The sequence below is a fragment of the Beijerinckia sp. 28-YEA-48 genome (genome assembly GCF_900104955.1).
GTDB lineage: Bacteria > Pseudomonadota > Alphaproteobacteria > Rhizobiales > Beijerinckiaceae > Terripilifer.
This window is the reverse complement of sequence record NZ_FNSI01000001.1, coordinates 3158745-3177196: the sequence shown is the minus strand read 5'-3', so window position 1 is coordinate 3177196 and position 18452 is coordinate 3158745. Positions and strand designations below refer to the sequence as shown.

The window sequence follows — 18452 nt, the reverse complement described above, 5'->3', positions numbered from 1 at the left end:
TCCCATCCACCCACGAGAATTGGTGTGGACAGTTAGATACAAGTGCATGCATAATATGATTCCATGCATACACCAATGTATTGGGGAGCAAAGGCTATGACATACAAGTTGAAGGGGGCGGTTGCCGCAGCGGCTCTATTGAGCGTGGTTGGCGGATTTGTGCTTCGGGATGGTCCAGCCTTGGCGCAGACAGGCCCTGGCTTTGAATTGCGTTATCTCAACTGGGGTAGTTGGCAGGCTCGCGTGGGGTTTTCGCAAGCCGCAAGTGTGAAGCGGCCGGGCCGTTGGCTTTTTCTCTCCGGCGTTGGATCGGAGGAGGAGAAGGAAGGCAAGGTTCAGTACGTCGGTGACTTTGCAGCGCAGTGCAAAGCGGCCTGGGACAGCGTCCGCACGATCCTCGAGCGTGAGGGCGGTTCGGTCAAAAATATTGTCCGGATCGTCACCTATGTCACCGATCCGCGCAGCCTTGCCGCCAATAACAGCTGCAAGAAAGCCGCGCTCGGCGACGGGCCTTATCCGCCGCATACATTTCTCAACGTCAGCCAGCTCGCCATCCCCGGCATGCTGATCGAAGTGGAAGTGACGGCCGCGCTGCCAGACTGAACACGCTCTCGCGATAGCTCGGCGCGCCCGGCGAAGCCGCTCAGTCGCCAGGCTTCACCGCGTATTGTTCGTCGGTGACATGTTCGAGCCAATCGACATGCTTGCCGTTCTTGGCCTCCTGCATGGCCATGTGTTCCATGCGGATCTTCGGCGCAGCGCCGTGCCAATGCTTTTCTTCCGGCGCGAAATAAATGACGTCGCCAGCGCGCACTTCCCGCACGCTTCCGCCCCACACCTGCACCAGGCCGACGCCTGAGGTGATGAACAATGTCTGGCCGAGCGGATGGGTGTGCCAGGCGGTGCGGGCGCCCGGCTCGAAGGCGACGCGCACGGCGCGCTGGCCGGCGGGCTCGGGGGCTTCAATGATCGGATCCTGCCACACGGTGCCGGTGAAGTAAGAGGCCGGGGCGCGGACTGAGGGAATGGAGCCGAGCGGTCGGATGATCATGGGCGTGTCCTTCTCTTTTGGCTACGCTAGCATGATCACCGACACGGAAGACAGGCCGATCAGCTGTCCATCTTCAGGGCGGCGATAAACGCCTCCTGCGGGATCTCCACCTTGCCGAATTGGCGCATGCGCTTCTTGCCCTCTTTCTGCTTCTCGAGCAGCTTGCGCTTGCGGGTGACGTCGCCGCCGTAGCACTTCGCCGTCACGTCCTTGCGCAGGGCGCGCACGGTTTCACGCGCGATGATCTTGCCGCCGATGGCCGCCTGGATCGGAATTTGGAACATGTGCGGCGGGATCAGCTCTTTCAGCTTCTCCACCATCACGCGTCCGCGCATCTCGGCGCGGCTGCGATGCACCAGCATTGAGAGCGCGTCGACCGGCTCGGCATTGACCAGGATCGACATTTTCACGAGGTCGCCCTCGCGATAGTCGGTGATCTGGTAGTCGAAGCTGGCATAGCCTTTCGAGATCGATTTCAACCGGTCGTAGAAGTCGAACACCACTTCGTTGAGCGGCAGTTCATAGACCACCATGGCGCGCTTGCCGACATAGGAGAGGTCGACCTGTAAGCCGCGCCGCTCTTGGCACAGTTTCAGCACGGAGCCGAGATAATCGTCCGGCGTCAGGATCGTCGCCTTGATCCACGGCTCATGGATCGTGTCGATCTTCACCACGTCGGGCATGTCGACGGGGTTGTGCAGCTCGATCACTTCGCCGTCGTTCATGTGAATCTTGTAGATGACGCTGGGCGCCGTCGCGATCAGATCGAGATTGAACTCACGGTGCAGCCGCTCCTGGATGATTTCCAGATGCAGCAAGCCCAAAAATCCGCAACGGAAGCCGAAGCCGAGCGCGGCGGAGGATTCCATTTCGTAGGAGAAACTGGCGTCGTTGAGGCGCAGGCGGCCCATGGCGGCGCGCAGATCTTCGAAGTCGGCCGCATCGACCGGGAACAGGCCGCAGAACACGACAGGTTGCGCCGGTTTGAAGCCGGGCAGGGCCGAGGCCGTCTCGCGTCGTTCTTCGGTAATGGTGTCGCCGACGCGCGTGTCGGCCACCTGTTTGATCTGCGCCGTGATGAAGCCGATCTCGCCAGGGCCGAGCTGCGCCACGTCCTGCATCTTCGGCCGAAATACGCCGATCTTCTCGATCTCGTAATGGGCGTCGGTGCCCATCATCTTGATCTTCTGGTGGCGCTTCATCACGCCATCGATGACGCGCACCAGCACGACGACGCCGAGATAGGCATCATACCAGCTGTCGACGAGCAGGGCCTTCAGTGGCGCTTTCTCGTCGCCTTGCGGCGGTGGCAGGCGGGTGACGATGGCTTCCAACACCAGGTCGATGTTGAGGCCGGTCTTCGCCGAAATTGGCACGGCGTCGGAGGCATCGAGCCCGATCACGTCCTCGATCTGCTGCTTGATCCGATCCGGCTCTGCCGCTGGCAGGTCGACCTTGTTGAGCACCGGCACGATCTCATGGCCGGCATCGAGCGCGTGATAGACGTTGGCTAATGTCTGCGCCTCGACGCCCTGGGACGCGTCGACCACCAGGAGCGAGCCTTCGCAGGCCGCCAGCGAGCGCGACACTTCATAGGCGAAGTCGACGTGGCCGGGCGTGTCCATCAGATTGAGGACGTAATCCTTGCCGTCCTTGGCCCGATATTCGAGCCGCACGGTCTGCGCCTTGATGGTAATGCCACGCTCACGCTCGATATCCATGGAATCGAGCACCTGCTCGACCATGTCGCGTTCGGCCATCGTCCCGGTGGTTTGAATCAGCCGGTCGGCGAGGGTCGATTTGCCATGGTCGATGTGCGCGACAATCGAGAAGTTGCGGATATTTTCGATTCTGTGGGTGGTCATGGGGCGGGGGATATCATCCGTTAACCAGCCGCGAAAGGGGCAGTGCGGCGGAGTCCGCCTGGCGACGCGTTTTCTGGACGAATTCGATCTTGAACTTAACTATAAAGGGCATTTTCGGGCTGTCTGAGGCCCTTGGGCGAAAATTTATTTCGCATTCTGGCCTGGTGCGCGTCACTCGCGCACCAGGCGAGCACGGGTATGGATATCTCGTCCCGATGAGCCCGGTCAGTTCCTGGCCGATGCTCCGTGTATACACGGAGCGGTCCCCCGGCGTGGGACGTGAATCTACAAAGGCCGTCGAGGCCGGCGCGGCGCGCCTTGCCCGCCTGTGGTTGCCTTGCAAAGGCCGCGAGGTTTCGCTACCCGCACCGCATAAGCGCGAGGGCCTTGCGAGCCGCCATGCGCAAATCAGGGAAAGAACGAACCCATGAAAATCTGTCGTTTTGACAATGGTCGTATTGGCGTGGTCGAGGGCGATAACGTCCGCGATGTGACAAGCGTGCTGGAGGCTTTGCCGCCGCTGCGCTGGCCGGTTCCGACCGGCGATCAGTTCATCGCCAATCTCGACAAACTGCTGCCGGCGATGCGCGAAGCGGCCAAGTTGGCGAAGTCAATCCCGCTGAAGTCCATCAAGCTTGACGCGCCCGTGGCCAATCCGCCGCGTGTCATTGCCGCGCCAGTCAACTACCTGCTGCATGCGAAGGAAGCGCACGACCCCGCGATCCACCACGGCGTCCACATGCCGACCTTTGAAGGCTTTGCCACGCCAATCGATAAAATGGGCCTCTTCCTCAAGTCGCAAACCGGCCTCATCGGTGCTGGCGAAAAGGTCGAATTGCATTGGCCTGATCGGCGCAACGACCACGAGATCGAACTGACCTTGATCATCGGCAAGGGCGGCAAGAACATCTCGCGCGACAAGGCGCTCGATCATGTCGCTGGCTATGCCATTGGCCTCGACATGGTGGTGCGCGGCACGGAAGATCGCAGTTGGCGTAAGTCCGCCGACACCTATTCGGTGCTTGGCCCCTGGCTCGTCACCGCCGATGAAATTCCCGATCCCGATGCGCTGGAGTTTGGCATCGAGGTGGACGGCGAAGTACGCCAGCGCGCCAATACGAAGGACTTGGTCGTCGACGTCCGCGATCTGATCGTCCGAGCCTCGGCTATCTACTCGCTCTATCCCGGCGACATCATCATGACCGGCACACCCGAAGGCGTGAGCGAAGTCAAATCCGGCAATGTCATGCATTGCTGGATCGAGAAGATCGGCGAGATGAACGTCGCCGTGAAGTGATTGGACGTCTCGTCAGGCGGCTCCAGCCGCCTGACGAACGAGAAAGCTTTCGCCGCGATCGAGAAAATCGAGCACGAGCGCGCTTGTGCGTTGCGGCTGATCAAATTCGATCGCATGCGCCGCGCCCCAAATATAGGTTAGATGCGACTGCGGAATACCGGCCTTAAGAATATGGCCGGTTTCGCGCGGCACCATCTTGTCAAGCGCCCCCATCAGGATCAGCGCGCGCGCCTTGATCTCGCCCAGTCGGGCTGCCAGCGCCTCATCGAAATCGACCCCCTGCGTGTAATCCTGCAGCGCCTTGCGATTATTCTGCAGCATTTGCGGCGTGCGCGTCTCCTTGGGCACATTGGCGCTCACCGCATGCAGAAGCTGCAGCCGCTCCTCGTCGTTGGCCGGGCGGGCGATCAGCTCGTCGCGGCGCAGGCCAGCCGGCGCTTCGAGCACAAGCAGACCAATGAGCGCTGGATGACGCTGCGCCAGCCATAGTCCGACCCAGCCGCCAAGGCCTTCGCCAACAATGTCGGCTTCGCCGCCGCATTCCTTGGTGATGAACTCTGCCATCAGATCAGCAAGGCCCGTCATCGTCGTCACCGACGAATGTTTCGCCGTGCCATCGAACCCGGGCAGGACAGGCGCGTGCACGAGATGATGATCGGCGAGGGCTTCCACCATACCCGACACGCGGGGACCGGCGGCACTGTGCAGATGAAGCAGAGGACGGCCTTTGCCGGCCGTGCGGACACGCAACGATCCGCTTGAAAGGGCGATATCACGCTCGGTGAATGAAATATCAGTCACGTCGAAATCCTATTCGTTGCTAAAAATATGGCGCTCAAAGTGCACGTACTTCCGGCAAAACTTTGTCACGGAAGAGTTCCATGCCCTTGATGACGGCAGCGTCAGGCATGTTGCCGAGCTTCATATTCATATTGATGTGTCCGGCGCCAAGATGCTGCTTGAGCCGTTTGATCTGTTTCACCACACTCTGCGGGCTGCCGCAGAGAATCGAGCCTGCCTCGATTTGTTCCTTGATGGAGCGGCCTTTCAGGGTCTGCAAGCGCTTCATGAAATATTCGCCGGCGCCTTCCTGGCCAAAGAAGCGGGTTTTCTGGATGACGATGCGCTGGGCGTCCTGTTGCGGGCGCATCAGCACGCCATGAAAATAAGCCAGGGCTTTTTCCATGATGTCTTCGGCTTCCGCGTCCGTCTCGGCGATGCAGGTCTGCTGGCCGACAAGGATGTCCTCGGGGCCGGGCGTGCGGCCGTGAGCGTGGGCGCTGGCGAGGAAGCCGTCGATGATGGAGCGCGCGACATCAAGGTCACTGACCAAAGTGAGGCCGACCATCGACGGGAATTCACCGACGAACTGCGCCGATTCGAGATTACTCGCGGACATCAAGATGCGCGGATGCGGCGTCTGCCGCGGCTTTGGCCAGATCGAGATGGCGCGATATTGATAGAACTCGCCTTCCCAGCCGAAGGGCTCCGGCTCGGTCCATGCCTTGAGGATGATGTTTAGAGCTTCGCGCATGCGCCCGCGCGATTCATCGGGCGCGACATTATAGGCGATATATTCATGCGGAATGCCACGCACGAAACCCGCGACGAGCCGGCCACCGCTCATCACGTCGAGCATGGCATATTCCTCAGCGACACGGACCGGGTTGAGCAGCGGCAGCAGATTGCCGAGCATGGCGAGCTTGATCGATTTGGTCCGCTGCGTCATCGCCGCGCCGACAAGATTGCAATTCGCCATCATGCTGTAGGGCGAGAAATGATGCTCGTTGGCGCCGACCCAGTCGAAGCCGCAGGTTTCCGCATGCGCCATGGTGGTAAGATAGGTGTCGTAGAGCTCGGTGCCGCGCTCGGGGCGGAACGGCGCGTTGCGCGCCGGCCATTGCGTCGGGGCCTCGTCGAGCTCGGTCCACGGCATCAGATGAAAGAATGAGAAATGCATAGGTGGGTCCGTTGTTGAAAAGAGTGGTGCGGGCGTTAGTTTGATTTCGGCGCTGCTTCTTCGTTGACGATGCCTTCCTCGTCCATCCAGGCCTGGGTGTCGTCGAAGGCCCGGACCAACCGATCATGGCGCGCCTGGATCAATTCGCGCGGCCATAGATGGGTGAAGATGAAGAACTCGCCGTTGCGGATGGCGCGCAGCACGCGCTTGCCGATCATGTCCGGCTCAAACCCTTCATTGAGGAGATGCGAGAATTGTTCGCTCTCCTGACGGTTGAAGGAGCCACCCATGCGTTCCGGTCGAGAGCGGCCGGAGAGAAAAATGCCGGTTTTGACGGCGGCGGGGCAGAGTACGGAGACGCCGATATTGCTGCCCTCGAGATCTTGTTCCAACGCTTCCGACAAAGCCACCACCGCATATTTCGTCATCGAATAGGGGCCGGTGTCCCAACCGGGCTGGATGCGAAAGCCGCCGATCGAAGCGGTGTTGACGATATGGCACTCTTCGCCATGTTCGCGCATGTGCGGAATGAAATTCTGGAAGCCATGGATGACGCCGTTGATATTGACGCCCATCACCCATTCCCAATCGCGCACCGGGAGTTTCTCGATCGGCACGCCATGCATGGAAATGCCGGCGTTGTTGCACAGGACATGCACTTTCCCGAAAGCATCGAGTGCCTGTTGCGTCGCCGCATCGACGGAGGCACGCACGGAGGTATCGACTTCTATGGCGATCGCCTGGGCGCCAAGCTTGTTCACCTGCGCCAGAGCATCGTCGAGCGCATCGCGGCGGATGTCGCATAGGACGATATTCATGCCATTGCGAGCGAAGGTGCGGGCCATGCCGAGGCCGATGCCGGAGCCAGCTCCGGTGATGAAGGCCGTCTTGCCTTGGAAGTTCTGCATGCGTCCCCCCGTCGCCATTCTGTCTTTTCAGGCTGGCTGATATTGAGGGACTTATCGTCAATCGGAAGACGATTGTCTATGCGGCTATACCATAGCGCACATGATCAGACAGCAGACGAAAGAACGGGGCAGGAGCCCACCTTTGGGCGACACGCAATCGCTAACGGGCTTGCTCAGGCTTCCTTCTCGAGCTGGATCGCGTCGTAGCCACCGAGCTTGTAGACGAGGGCCGAGATCGCCCAGACGGCGATGAACAGGCCAACGATGATGAAGCCGAGAATATCGAAATGATCACGCACAGCGGCCAGTTCTGTCCAGAACGTGCCGCTCAATTCCAGCTTCTCGGCGATCAGCCCCATGCCTTGGATAAGGCCAATGATCAAAGCGATGAACACCGACAAGCCGGTGATGACGAGGTTGTAGAACAGCTTGCGGATCGGATTGACATAGGCCCATTCATAGGCGCCCAGCATCAAGGTGCCATCGGTCGCATCGGCCAGCGCCATGCCCGCGGCGAACAGCACGGGAAACACCATCACCGTTGAGAGGGACACGCCGTCGGCCGCATTGGCGGCGGCGAGCGAGAACAGGCCGATCTCCGTGGCGGTATCGAAGCCGAGGCCGAACAGGAAGCCGAGCGGGTACATGTGCCAGCTCTTGGAAATGCGCGCGAACAGCGGCCGCAGCAGGCGTGCCAGGAAGCCGTGCCGGCCGACGACGGCGTCGAGATCCTCCTCGCGATAGCGTCTGGTGCGCTGGGCATTGCGAAAGGTCCGCCACACACCGATGAAGATCGCCAGATTGGCGATGCCGATGACGAGCAGAAACAGGGACGAGACCATCGTGCCGATCAGCGAACCGATGTCGCGAAACTCTTCCATCAGTCCATTGGCGCCCGACGCCAGGAAGGCGATGACGAGACAGGCAATGATGACGACCGTTGAATGGCCGAGTGCGAACCAGAAGCCGACGGTCGCCGGCCGGCCACCGTCCTGCAGCAGTTTGCGGGTGACATTGTCGATGGCGGCGATGTGATCCGGGTCGACCGCATGGCGCAGACCCAGCACATAGGCGAGGAAGGCCGTACCGAGCATGACCGGCTGGTCGCGGAAAACCGCGAAGGCCCAGAGCCAGGCGGCGATGTTAGCCGTCAGAAGCACTGTGTAGAGGAGAATGAGGCGCTGGCGCAGCCCGTGCTTGGGCTCGATGGCCAGCCGACTGGCTATCCCTTTCGTCAGGCCTGGCGCCAGCGTCATTGTCTGTGGTCTCCATCCCTGGACCGGGCTGTCCGATGTTATGATGAACAGCCAAAAACTGCCTAACAGGGCTATAGGGAGGACGTCTGGTCCCGTCAATCGATCAGAAGGTTCAGGCAAGAACCATTCCGGCGAGAACCGCTTGGGGCACAATAATGCAGGCCCGCCCGGCAGGCTTGCCAGCGGCGGCGGCGCTCAGTAAGCGAGGCGGAACTCACAATAGCCGGAGGAAACGGTGTCTGAAGCGAATTTGGTGTTGCTGTGCCGGCAGGACGAATTGAGCCCCGGCGACAAGAAGCGGGTGGCCTGTGACGATGGCGATATCTGCGTCTACAATCTCAACGGTCAGTTTTACGCGACCTCCGACCGGTGCACCCACGGCCTGTCCAGTCTGTCGGAAGGGGAAATCGTCGATGATGAAATTGAATGCGCCATGCATTTTGGCACATTTCACATTCCCAGCGGCGAACCGCGTCAGTCCCCTTGCAGTGTGGCGCTGAAAATCTATGAAGTGAAAGTCGTCGGCGACGAGGTGTTCGCCGTTTTGGCCTGAGGCAACGGAGGAGTGGCCTGGCATGATCCGCGTCACCCGCTCCATCGTCCTCGACGATAACGAGATCGAGCTCAATTTCGTCCGCGCCTCCGGTCCCGGTGGGCAGAACGTCAATAAAGTGGCGAGCGCCGTCCAGCTTCGCTTCAATGTTGCTGGATCGCCAAACCTAAGCGACGACGTTCGCCAGCGACTCGTGGCCTTGGGCGGGCGCCGGATCACCCGCGATGGCGTGCTGGTGCTCAGTGCCGATCGTTTCCGCACCCAGGAGCTTAATCGCGCCGATGCGATGGAGCGTCTGTGCGCGCTCATCCGCGAGGCGTCGATCGCCCCCATCCCGCGACGGCCGACGCGTCCCACCCTGGCCTCCAAACGTCGCCGTCTGGATGGTAAAAAACAGGATTCGCAGCGAAAATCGCTGCGCCGCACCCCGGTTAAGGACGACTGACAGAAGTCACGGATCACGTTGCGCTTTTGCCACGACTGTTGCTGCAATCGCACAGTTCCTGGGCACCAAGCTGTGTAAAGTCATCAAGGCGACGTTTCGGCGTCGCGAAATTGCAGTGTTGCTCTCACAGTTCGCAGTCACGTCATGCCCGCCACAGCCCGCCACCAGCAGGCCGATTTTGCCGCCGAAGCCGCGCAACTGATGCTGAGGCTTGGATTGGCGATCATTTTGATCGTCGTGCCAACCGGGGCGATCTATTCGCGGCGGCTCCTGTTCACGCTCGTGCCTGTCGGCGTCGCGATGATCCTGCTCGGCGCTCTGCTGGCCCCCAGCCGCCACACCCTATTGCCGTCCCGACAGGTGATGTTCTCGCCGGTCGTGCAGGCGCTGGTCCTGCTGTTGGTCTGGGTCGGCCTGTCCCTGCTGTGGACACCATTTCAGGGGCTGGCCTTGGAGCGCTATGGCAAGACGGCGGCGACGGTGGCGCTGGCGGTGGCCGCGATCTTCATGCTGCCGGGGCGCACGCGCACTTCCAATCTGAACCTGATGCCGATCGGCGTCGGCATCGCCGCCATCGCCACGATCGCCGTCGCCATCGCTTTGCCGCCGGAGCTGCGTGAATTGCCCGATCCCGAGGGCACGTCGATTGAGCGTGCCGCCCTTGGCCTGGTCGTCTTGGTCTGGCCGGCGCTGGGCGCGCTGGCGGTGCGCGAGCGCTGGGCCTCGGCCGGCGCGCTGGCGGTGGCCACGGCAGGGGCCGCGACCGTCGTCTGGGTGCCAGCGGCTTTGGCTGCCATGGTCGTTTCCGCCCTGGTTTTCTCGATCGGTTCGTCCAATCCGCGCCGCGTGTCGAGAATTCTCGTCGTCATTTGCGCCGGTTTGATTCTGTTCGCACCGGCCCTGGCGCTGCTCGGCCAGTATTTCCTCGCCGGCCACTTGCCGCCGGCGGTCTCCGTCTGGGCGCAGCCTTATTTCCTGTGGGCCGAACTGATCCGCATGGAAGGCTGGCGCGTGCTGACCGGCCATGGGTTCGACATGACGGTGCGCGGCCTCGCCTCGGGCTATCTGCCGGCGTTCACGCCGCGCAGCCTGCTGTTTGAAGTCTGGTATGATCTCGGCATTGTCGGCGCCATCGCCATGGCGACATTTGTCTCGCTCGGTCTGCGGGCGGCTGGCCGCCTGCCGGTGCCGGCGGCGTCCTTCATGCTGGCGGGCGTGGTTTGCATCCTGGTCGTGGCCTTCTCGGGGCTTGCGACCATGCAGATCTGGTGGATCACTCTGATCTGCATTTCAACGATCAGCTTCACCTGCGTCATCAATGCCCAGGCGCGCACGGTGCGGCCGGCGGCGCGCGTGGTGACGGACGCGCCGGTGCTACGGCCGCGGCCCTAGAGTAAATCGCGTTTTTATCGAAACGCGATTTTGCCTAGGATCTTCGTGTTGATGCGTTTTCTTCGCGCGAACCGCTCGTCGCTTCGCTCGAAAATGCTCGGAAACTTTCAACACTCTCGCCGAACTGCGAAGCGAAGAAGGCGCGATAGGTGCCGTTGGCGTTGATCAACTGGCTGTGCGTGCCAGACTCCACCGCCTGGCCTCTTTCGATCACATAGATGCGGTCGGCATTGATGATCGTCTGCAGGCGATGCGCCACCACCAGGGTGGTGCGGCCGATGCGCATTTCATCGAGCGCCTTCTGCACCTCGCGCTCGGATTCGGAATCGAGCGCCGCTGTCGGTTCGTCGAGCAGGATGATCTGCGCGTTCTTGAGAATGGCGCGCGCGATGGCGATGCGTTGCTTCTGGCCGCCGGACAGTTGCGCGCCGTGCTCGCCGACATTGGTTTCGTAGCCGCTGCCGAAGCCCATGATGAAATCATGCGCATGGGCTTTCTTCGCCGCAGCGATGATCTCGTCGTCGGTGGCGCCGAGGCGGCCGAGCGCGATGTTTTCGCGGATCGTGCCACGGAACAAGAAGACATCCTGGGAGACGAAAGCGATCTGCGCCCTGAGCGAGGCGAGATTGACCTGCGCAATGTCCTGCCCGTCGATCAGAATGCGGCCAGCGTCCGGCACATAGAACCGCTGCAGCAGCGCGATAATGGTCGATTTGCCGCCACCGGAGGGGCCAACCAATGCCGTCGTCTCATTGGGCTCGACGGTGAGCGACAGGCCGCTCAACACGTCCTCGTCATCGCGATAGCTGAAGCGCACGCTCTGCGTCTCGATGCGCCCGGCGCCAACCTGCAGGGTCGGCAGGCCTGGCTGCGGCGTTTCACTCGCCGGACGATCAAGCACTTCATAGACCAGTTTAGCGCCGACAAGGCCGTTCTGAATTTCCAGTTTCAACCGCGCCAGCCGCTTAGCCGGCTCATAGGCCATCAACAACGCGGCGACGAAGGAGAAGAACGAGCCGGCGTCGGCGCCCTGCACGGTCACTTTCCAGCTGCCGTAGAAAATCACCGCGCCGATGGCAAAGCCGGCCAGCGCGTCGGCGATGGGGCTTGAAGCGGCCATGCCGGCGGCAACGCGGTTCATCGAACGCTCGACCTCGCGGATCGATGTCGCCATCCGCGCCCGCATCGTGCTTTCGAGATTGAACGATTTGACGATGCGGCTGCCCTGTACGGTCTCCTGCATCGTTTCGAGGATCTGCGAATTCCCCATGAAAGAGCGGCGGGCGAACTTGCGCACCTTGCCGATCATGCGTCCGAGCAGCAGCGCCGCCGCCGGCAAGGTCAGGAGCGAGAGGGCCGCCAGCATCGGGTCCTGCACGAACATCACGACGATCAGGCCGATGAGGGTCAGCAGTTCCCGGCCGAAGGCCGTGATCAGCGCCTGCAAGGTGTCGCGGATGGAATTCGGCGCCTGGGCGATGCGCGTCATGAAATCCGACGAGTGCCGGTCATGGAAGAAGCGCATGTCCTGCAACAGCAGGTGATCGAACAGCCGTGCCTGCACTTCCGCGATGATGCGATTGCCGGTCCGCGACAGAACGATGAGCGACAGATAGGTGGCAAGGCCGCGCACGGCGAAGAGGGCGAAGACGGCCCAGGCGAGCAGCCGCAATTCGTGGAAGCGCTCGCCATCGACGATGCCGTTCAGCACGGGCTTCAGCAGATAGGCGGACAGCGCCGTGGCGCCGGCGCCGACCGACAGCAGCAGCGCCGCCATCACGTAAGAGCCGATATGTTGGCGTCCGTGGTCCAGGAACAGCCGCTTCAGCATGTTCGGCGTGTCGGAATGAAGCCAGGGGTCCGGGGCGGATTTCGTCGGGCCGGTAGAAGACATGGCGTGGGGTTACCGGCTGTGGGAGGAGGGGGCAAGTGTTTCGGCAAGTGTCTCGGCAAGTGTCTCGGGAAGTGCTTCCCGCTCGGGATAGGGCGGGTAGGATGTCGCAGAAATCATGTCGGAGGAAACCATGGCAGGGCCGAAACCGGTGGACAGAGAGCCACTTGTGATTGCCAAACAAGGCTATTTTTACGCCGGCGGCTCTTATCGTGACAGTTCTCCCGGCGCGCCCTTCGTCGGTCAGATGTACGTCGAATACCAGATTCCTCAACAGCTTAAGGCGCCACACCCGATCGTGATGGTGCATGGCGGCCAGCAAAACGGCACCAATTGGACGGGCACGCCCGATGGCCGCGAAGGGTGGGCGCAGTATTTCCTGCGCCAGGGCCATGCGGTCTATGTGGTCGACCAGGTGGCGCGGGGCCGCTCGCCCTGGCATCCCGACGTCCAGGGCCCGCTGGCGTCCCTCGATCGCGAATTCGCCGACAGGCGTTTTGCCGCACCCGGGCGATTCGAGCATTGGCCCCAGGCGCGCCTGCATAGCCAGTGGCCGGGCGATGCCACCGCAGGCGATCCCCATTATGACGCTTTCATCGCGACGCAGACGCCCTCGCTCGCCGATTATGCCGAACAGCAGCGGCTCAACAGCGCCGCGCTGCTGGCTTTGTTCGAGCGCATCGGACCAGCCGTCTTGATGGTGCATTCCCAATCGGGCGCCTTCGGCTGGGTGGTCGCTGACCGCAGGCCCGATCTGGTGGCCGCCCTCATCGCCTTGGAGCCGAATGGCCCGCCGCTGCGCGATGTCGCCAATCTCGGCGCGCCCGACTGGTTCGCCGACGAAGGCCGCTACAAAATCTCTGGCCTCGGCGACATCCAGCTGACCTGGGGTCCGCCCTTGGGCGAGGGGGAGCGGCTCGACTATGTACAGGAGGCAGAGGCGTCACGGCCCGATTGCGTGCGTTGCTGGAGCCAGCAGGCGCCAGCCAGGCAACTGCCTCAGTTGGCGCAAGTGAAAATACTCATGCTCACCGCCGAGGCGTCCTATCACGCGCCTTACGATCACTGCACGGCGATCTTCCTGCGCCAGGCGGGCGTGGCGCTCGATCATATTTATCTCGCCGACATAGGCATTCGCGGCAACGGCCACATGCTGATGATCGAGAAGAATTCGGACGAGATCGCTGGCGTGGTGGCGCAATGGCTGGAGCAACAGCACAAATAGCTGCGGGGAATGTCCCGTGCTTTCTCGAAGCACGGAACTCCCATTCCTGCGATCTACGTGAAACGTCTGCTTACATTTTCGGAAGCAGAACGCGATCGATGACATGGACGACGCCGTTCTTTTGGATCACGTCGGCTTGCGTCACCGTCGCGGTGCCGCCGGAAGCATCGGTCACGGTCAGCTTGCCACCACTCGTCTTCAGCGTCAGCGCTTCGCCTTCCGCCGTCTTGGCCATGTGAGAGCCGCCGTCATCCTTGACCATCTTCATCGCGGTCGCAGCCGTCGCATCGGCGGGAATGACATGATAAAGAAGGATCGCTCTCAGCTTATCCTTGTTCTCTGGCTTGAGAAGCGTTTCGACCGTGCCTTTAGGCAGTTTCTCGAAAGCAGCGTTCGTTGGCGCGAACACTGTGAAGGGGCCGGCGCCATTCAATGTATCGACCAAACCAGCGGCTTTAACGGCAGCAACCAGCGTGGTGAGGTTCTTCGCGTTGGGTGCATTTTCGGCGATGGTCTTGCCATCCGACATGGCGGCGCCGCCGACCATGACGTCCTTTGCGTAAGCAAGGCCCGATCCTAGGATCGCCGTCGAAACGACGGCGCCCAACAGTGCGTGATGAATTTTCATTTGAAGCTCCCTGTCATCGCAACGAATTGCGATGCTCTGCGATGGTTCGCATCAGTGATACGACCGGGCCGAGCATTCAGATGAGGCATCGCTTCAATTATTGTGTAGCGAGCACGATGTGGCGCTGGAGCATGGATGAGCTTGCGAGCCGTTAATCGCTGAATATCAACGTTCTGCCTTATGCAGCGGGCTGCAAAAAAAAGCTCGGAGCGTATGGGCGAATTGGTCGTTGCGCGAACCTTGGTGTCGTGCCGGACACGCCGAAGGCGTGATCCGGTATCCAGGGGCAACCGCTTCCGTCAGGAACGATCGAGGGTGTACTACCCCTCGATCTCCTCGCGCAGCATTTCCAGCTCCAGCCATTCCTCTTCGGCCTTCACCAGCTTGTCGGCAGCCTTGGCGAAGGCTTGCGACAATTCGGCGAAGCGCTTGGGATCGCGCGCATACAAGGATGCGTCGTCGAGTTCCTTCTGTCGCGTGGCCTGCTGTGCCTGTAACTCTTCCATGCGCTTCGGCAATGTTTCGAGCGCATGCTTCTGCTTGAACGACAGCCGCTTTTTCGCGCCGGAAGATTGCGATGAGACCGCCGGGGCTGATTTGGTTTTTACCTCGCGCGCGAGCGGTTCGCCGCCGACACCAAAACCGCGTTGCGACAGCATGTCGGTGTAACCACCGGCATATTCGATCCAGCGGCCATCACCTTCGCTGACCACCACCGAGGTGGCGACCCGGTCGAGGAAATCACGATCATGGCTGACGACGATGACCGTGCCGGGATAGTCGGCGATCAACTCTTCCAGCAGGTCGAGGGTTTCAAGATCGAGATCGTTGGTCGGTTCGTCGAGCACCATCAGGTTCGACGGCAGCGACAGGGCGCGCGCCAACATCAGGCGGGCGCGTTCGCCACCGGATAATTTCGTCACCGGCGTGCGCGCCTGTTCGGGCTGGAACAGAAAGTCCTTCATATAGCCGGCGAAATGCTTGCGCTGGCCGTTGACGTCGACCCAGTCGCCGCCACCGCCCGTCAGCGCGTCTTTCACCGTCCAATCCGGGAGCAGCATGACGCGCCGCTGATCCAGCGAAGCGATTTCGAGATTGGCGCCCAGTGTCACCTTGCCTTCATCGGGCGCCAGTTCGCCGATCAGCATTTTGATCAGCGTGGTTTTGCCGGCGCCATTGGCGCCAACAACGCCAAGACGATCACCACGCATGATGCGGGTGGAGAAATCACGCACGATGGCGCGCTCGCCATAGCTCTTGCTGACCTGCTCAGCTTCGACGACGAGTTTGCCGGACAGCTGCGCCTGGCTGACTTCCATTTTCACCGTGCCGGTGACCTTGCGGGCGTCGCGTCGTTCGCTCCGCAGGTCTTGCAGCCGGCCCATGCGCCGCATGTTGCGCTTGCGCCGCGCCGACACGCCGTGGCGCACCCAATGTTCCTCATTGACGATGCGCCGGTCAAGCTTGTGTAGTTCCAGCTCTTCCTGCTCGAGCACTTCGTCGCGCCAGGCTTCGAAAGAGCCGAAGCCTTTTTCGAGCCGGCGTGTGCGGCCGCGATCGAGCCAGACGGTGGTGCGCGACAGGTTTTCGAGAAAGCGCCGATCGTGGCTGATCAGCACCAGGGCGGAGCGCGAGGCGCGCAAGACCTTTTCCAGCCATTCGATGGCGGGCAGATCGAGATGGTTGGTCGGCTCGTCGAGGAGAAGGATATCGGGTTCCGCGGCGATCACCCGCGCCAGCGCAGCGCGGCGCGCCTCGCCGCCAGACAGATTGGCCGGGTTCTCGTCGCCCGAGAGGCCGAGCTCATTCAGGAGATAACGCGCCTTGTAATGATCGTCGGTGGGGCCAAGGCCAGCCTCGGCATAGGCCAGCACTGTGTCGAAGGCCGACAGGTCCGGCTCCTGCTGCAGGTAGCGCACGCTGGCGCCCGGCTGAAAAAAGCGAGTGCCGCCATCAGCTTCCAATTCACCGGCGGCGATGCGCAGCAGGGTCGATTTGCCCGAGCCATTGCGGCCGACCAGGGCCAGCCGCTCGCCCGGTGCCACCGACAGTTCGGCACCCTCGATGAGCGGTTTGCCGCTGATCGTCAGGCGGATATCTTGCAGAAGGAGAAGCGGGGGCGCGGCCATTGATCAATCTGTTGGGTTTGAAGCTGGCTGTCCGTAGCCTGCTTTGCCCCAGGAAGGAACCCTTCAAAGGCGGCCTGCGGAACCCAGCCTCGGGAACCACTTGGGGAACTCTTGGGGCCCTGGCCGATTGCTCGTTCATCAATTGTTGCGGCGGCAGCCTCTAACCTGCCCCGATTCGCCGCAAAAGCGTTTCTGGAGAAGAGTTTATGGCCGAGCAGTCAATTGCCGCCGCTTTCGCCGCCCTCAAGGCGCACAAGACCGGAATGGAGGGCGTCCACACCGCCGATCTGTTCAAAGACGCCGGTCGGTTCCAGAAGTTCCACGCGCGGCTCGACGATCTGCTGTTCGACTATTCCAAGCACCGGGTTACCGCCGAGACCATGGAAAAGCTGTTCGCTTTGGCGCGCACAGCCGATGTCGAGGGCCGGCGCAAGGCGCTCTTTGCCGGCGAACACGTCAATTTCACCGAAGGTCGCGCCGCCATGCACATGGCGCTGCGCAATGTCTCCGGCCGGCCGGTGATCATCGATGGCCACGATGTGATGGGCGACGTGGTCGCCGAGCGCGAGAAAGTTATCGGCTTTGCCGAACAGGTGCGCAGTGGTGCGATCCGGGCCGCCAACGGCGAGACCTTCACCGATGTGGTGAATATCGGCATTGGCGGTTCCGATCTCGGCCCGGCCATGGCCGCGCGGGCGCTGTCGCCATTTAGCGGGCAGGGGCCGCGCGCCCATTTCGTTTCCAATGTCGATGGTGCCGATCTCGCCGACACGTTGAAGACGCTCGATCCGGCCCGCACTCTGTTCATCATCTCGTCGAAGACGTTCACGACCCAGGAGACGATGACCAACGCCGCTTCGGCGCGTGCCGTCATCGCAAAGACGTTGGGCGAGGCCGCCGTCGGCGATCACTTCGCTGCGGTGTCGACCAAGCTCGATCTCGTCGCCAAATTCGGCATCAAGCCGGAGCGGGTGTTCGGCTTCTGGGATTGGGTTGGCGGTCGCTATTCGATCTGGGCCGCCATCGGCCTGTCGCTGGCCATCGCCATCGGCCGCGATCATTTCGAAGCTTTTCTACGCGGCGCCCATGAGGTCGATACGCATTTCGTCGATGCGCCGCTGGAGCGTAATATCCCAGTGCTGATGGCGCTGATCGGCGTCTGGAATCGCGATACCTGGGGCTATGGCTCGCAGGCGGTCATTCCCTATGATCAACGTCTGGGGCGTTTCTCGGCTTACCTGCAGCAGCTCGAAATGGAATCGAACGGCAAGTCGGTGACGCGCTCCGGCGCGCCGGTGGCGCAGCCGACGGCGCCGGTCATCTGGGGCGAACCTGGCACCAATGGTCAGCACGCCTTCTTCCAGATGTTGCACCAGGGCACCGATATCATTCCGGTCGATTTCATCGTCGCGGCGGAGCCGACCGATGCGGATGCTCATCATCATGATTTGCTCGTCGCCAATTGCCTGGCGCAGAGCGAGGCGATGATGCGTGGGCGCTCGCGCGCTGAGGTTGAAGTGCTATTGCAAAAACAAGGTCTCGATGCGGCTGCGATCGCGAAACTGGCGCCGCACAAGGTTTTCGCCGGCAATCGCCCCACCAGCACGATCATGTACAAGCGCCTTGATCCGCGCACCCTTGGCCGCCTCATCGCGCTCTATGAACACAAAGTGTTCGTGCAATCGGTGCTGTGGGATATCAATGCCTTCGATCAGTGGGGGGTCGAGCTCGGCAAGGAATTGTGCAATCGCCTGGCGCCGATCGTCTCCGATAAAACGAAATCGACCGATGGTCTCGATGCTTCGACCGCTGGCTTGATCAACTATCGCCGCAGCATTGGTGCGTAAGGAGA

The 18452-nt window shown here is 61.6% G+C and carries 16 protein-coding genes; 7 read left to right on the top strand and 9 right to left on the bottom strand.

All coding sequences use genetic code 11. The features are described from left to right. Positions 1-96 precede the first annotated feature (96 nt). On the top strand, positions 97-603 hold the full coding sequence (locus BLW50_RS15080) for a RidA family protein (RefSeq protein WP_170850165.1): 507 nt from the start codon (positions 97-99) through the stop codon (positions 601-603). A gap of 40 nt (positions 604-643) precedes the next feature. Here the strand turns inward: BLW50_RS15080 and BLW50_RS15075 are convergent, their stop codons facing one another. Then, positions 644-1051 (bottom strand): (R)-mandelonitrile lyase, encoded by a 408-nt coding sequence (locus BLW50_RS15075; protein WP_090704014.1) that lies wholly within the window; start codon positions 1049-1051, stop codon positions 644-646. Between the two features lie 59 nt (positions 1052-1110). Beyond that, positions 1111-2916, bottom strand: a complete 1806-nt coding sequence (gene lepA / locus BLW50_RS15070) for a translation elongation factor 4 (RefSeq protein WP_090704013.1) — start codon at positions 2914-2916, stop codon at positions 1111-1113. Positions 2917-3343: 427 nt separating this feature from the next. Here lepA and BLW50_RS15065 point away from each other — a divergent pair, with 427 nt between their 5' ends. Then, positions 3344-4213, top strand: a complete 870-nt coding sequence (locus BLW50_RS15065; RefSeq protein ID WP_090704012.1) for a fumarylacetoacetate hydrolase family protein — start codon at positions 3344-3346, stop codon at positions 4211-4213. Positions 4214-4225: 12 nt separating this feature from the next. Here BLW50_RS15065 and BLW50_RS15060 read toward each other — a convergent pair whose 3' ends face one another. From BLW50_RS15060 to BLW50_RS15045, 4 genes are all read right to left on the bottom strand, one after another. Further along, on the bottom strand, positions 4226-5014 hold the full coding sequence (locus BLW50_RS15060; protein ID WP_090704010.1) for an alpha/beta fold hydrolase: 789 nt from the start codon (positions 5012-5014) through the stop codon (positions 4226-4228). 34 nt (positions 5015-5048) lie between these two features. After that, positions 5049-6173, bottom strand: coding sequence for an LLM class flavin-dependent oxidoreductase (locus tag BLW50_RS15055; protein ID WP_090704008.1), 1125 nt, complete (start codon positions 6171-6173; stop codon positions 5049-5051). A 35-nt stretch (positions 6174-6208) separates the two neighbouring features. Then, on the bottom strand, positions 6209-7081 hold the full coding sequence (locus BLW50_RS15050) for an SDR family NAD(P)-dependent oxidoreductase (RefSeq protein WP_170850164.1): 873 nt from the start codon (positions 7079-7081) through the stop codon (positions 6209-6211). A gap of 173 nt (positions 7082-7254) precedes the next feature. Continuing rightward, complete coding sequence (locus tag BLW50_RS15045) at positions 7255-8337, bottom strand: HoxN/HupN/NixA family nickel/cobalt transporter (RefSeq protein ID WP_090704005.1); 1083 nt, start codon at positions 8335-8337, stop codon at positions 7255-7257. A gap of 235 nt (positions 8338-8572) precedes the next feature. On the opposite strand from BLW50_RS15045, the gene BLW50_RS15040 reads away from it, so the two are divergent. The 3 genes from BLW50_RS15040 (at position 8573) to BLW50_RS15030 (ending at position 10727) form a co-directional block, all read left to right on the top strand. Next, the gene (locus tag BLW50_RS15040; RefSeq protein ID WP_090704003.1) at positions 8573-8890 is read left to right on the top strand and encodes a non-heme iron oxygenase ferredoxin subunit; all 318 of its coding nucleotides are present in this window, start codon (positions 8573-8575) and stop codon (positions 8888-8890) included. Positions 8891-8912: 22 nt separating this feature from the next. Then, positions 8913-9335 carry an alternative ribosome rescue aminoacyl-tRNA hydrolase ArfB gene (arfB, locus tag BLW50_RS15035; RefSeq protein ID WP_090704001.1) on the top strand — a complete coding sequence of 141 codons (423 nt, stop codon included), beginning with the start codon at positions 8913-8915 and terminating at the stop codon, positions 9333-9335. A gap of 144 nt (positions 9336-9479) precedes the next feature. Further along, positions 9480-10727: a hypothetical protein gene (locus BLW50_RS15030; RefSeq protein WP_090704000.1), complete on the top strand. Its 1248-nt coding sequence runs from the start codon at positions 9480-9482 to the stop codon at positions 10725-10727. Positions 10728-10761: 34 nt separating this feature from the next. On the opposite strand, the gene BLW50_RS15025 is transcribed toward BLW50_RS15030, so the two are convergent. Continuing rightward, positions 10762-12621, bottom strand: a complete 1860-nt coding sequence (locus tag BLW50_RS15025; protein ID WP_244544255.1) for an ABC transporter ATP-binding protein — start codon at positions 12619-12621, stop codon at positions 10762-10764. A gap of 130 nt (positions 12622-12751) precedes the next feature. On the opposite strand from BLW50_RS15025, the gene BLW50_RS15020 reads away from it, so the two are divergent. Then, positions 12752-13843 carry an alpha/beta hydrolase gene (locus BLW50_RS15020; RefSeq protein WP_139267630.1) on the top strand — a complete coding sequence of 364 codons (1092 nt, stop codon included), beginning with the start codon at positions 12752-12754 and terminating at the stop codon, positions 13841-13843. 70 nt (positions 13844-13913) lie between these two features. On the opposite strand, the gene BLW50_RS15015 is transcribed toward BLW50_RS15020, so the two are convergent. Both BLW50_RS15015 and BLW50_RS15010 read right to left on the bottom strand, forming a co-directional pair. Then, positions 13914-14471, bottom strand: coding sequence for a fasciclin domain-containing protein (locus BLW50_RS15015; protein ID WP_090703994.1), 558 nt, complete (start codon positions 14469-14471; stop codon positions 13914-13916). A gap of 320 nt (positions 14472-14791) precedes the next feature. Continuing rightward, positions 14792-16600: an ABC-F family ATP-binding cassette domain-containing protein gene (locus BLW50_RS15010; RefSeq protein WP_090703992.1), complete on the bottom strand. Its 1809-nt coding sequence runs from the start codon at positions 16598-16600 to the stop codon at positions 14792-14794. Between the two features lie 206 nt (positions 16601-16806). Here BLW50_RS15010 and pgi point away from each other — a divergent pair, with 206 nt between their 5' ends. After that, entirely contained in the window at positions 16807-18447 is a 1641-nt protein-coding gene (gene pgi, locus BLW50_RS15005; RefSeq protein ID WP_090703990.1) for a glucose-6-phosphate isomerase, read from the top strand. The last annotated feature ends 5 nt before the right edge of the window (positions 18448-18452 follow it).

Bases quoted from the DNA above. Each gene is read 5' to 3' on its own strand.
- BLW50_RS15080 (WP_170850165.1), top strand. From the start codon at position 97: ATGACATACAAGTTGAAGGGGGCGGTTGCCGCAGCGGCTCTATTGAGC.
- BLW50_RS15075 (WP_090704014.1), bottom strand. From the start codon at position 1,051: ATGATCATCCGACCGCTCGGCTCCATTCCCTCAGTCCGCGCCCCGGCC.
- lepA (WP_090704013.1), bottom strand. From the start codon at position 2,916: ATGACCACCCACAGAATCGAAAATATCCGCAACTTCTCGATTGTCGCG.
- BLW50_RS15065 (WP_090704012.1), top strand. From the start codon at position 3,344: ATGAAAATCTGTCGTTTTGACAATGGTCGTATTGGCGTGGTCGAGGGC.
- BLW50_RS15055 (WP_090704008.1), bottom strand. From the start codon at position 6,173: ATGCATTTCTCATTCTTTCATCTGATGCCGTGGACCGAGCTCGACGAG.
- BLW50_RS15050 (WP_170850164.1), bottom strand. From the start codon at position 7,081: ATGCAGAACTTCCAAGGCAAGACGGCCTTCATCACCGGAGCTGGCTCC.
- BLW50_RS15045 (WP_090704005.1), bottom strand. From the start codon at position 8,337: ATGACGCTGGCGCCAGGCCTGACGAAAGGGATAGCCAGTCGGCTGGCC.
- arfB (WP_090704001.1), top strand. From the start codon at position 8,913: ATGATCCGCGTCACCCGCTCCATCGTCCTCGACGATAACGAGATCGAG.
- BLW50_RS15030 (WP_090704000.1), top strand. From the start codon at position 9,480: ATGCCCGCCACAGCCCGCCACCAGCAGGCCGATTTTGCCGCCGAAGCC.
- BLW50_RS15025 (WP_244544255.1), bottom strand. From the start codon at position 12,621: ATGTCTTCTACCGGCCCGACGAAATCCGCCCCGGACCCCTGGCTTCAT.
- BLW50_RS15020 (WP_139267630.1), top strand. From the start codon at position 12,752: ATGGCAGGGCCGAAACCGGTGGACAGAGAGCCACTTGTGATTGCCAAA.
- BLW50_RS15015 (WP_090703994.1), bottom strand. From the start codon at position 14,471: ATGAAAATTCATCACGCACTGTTGGGCGCCGTCGTTTCGACGGCGATC.
- BLW50_RS15010 (WP_090703992.1), bottom strand. From the start codon at position 16,600: ATGGCCGCGCCCCCGCTTCTCCTTCTGCAAGATATCCGCCTGACGATC.
- pgi (WP_090703990.1), top strand. From the start codon at position 16,807: ATGGCCGAGCAGTCAATTGCCGCCGCTTTCGCCGCCCTCAAGGCGCAC.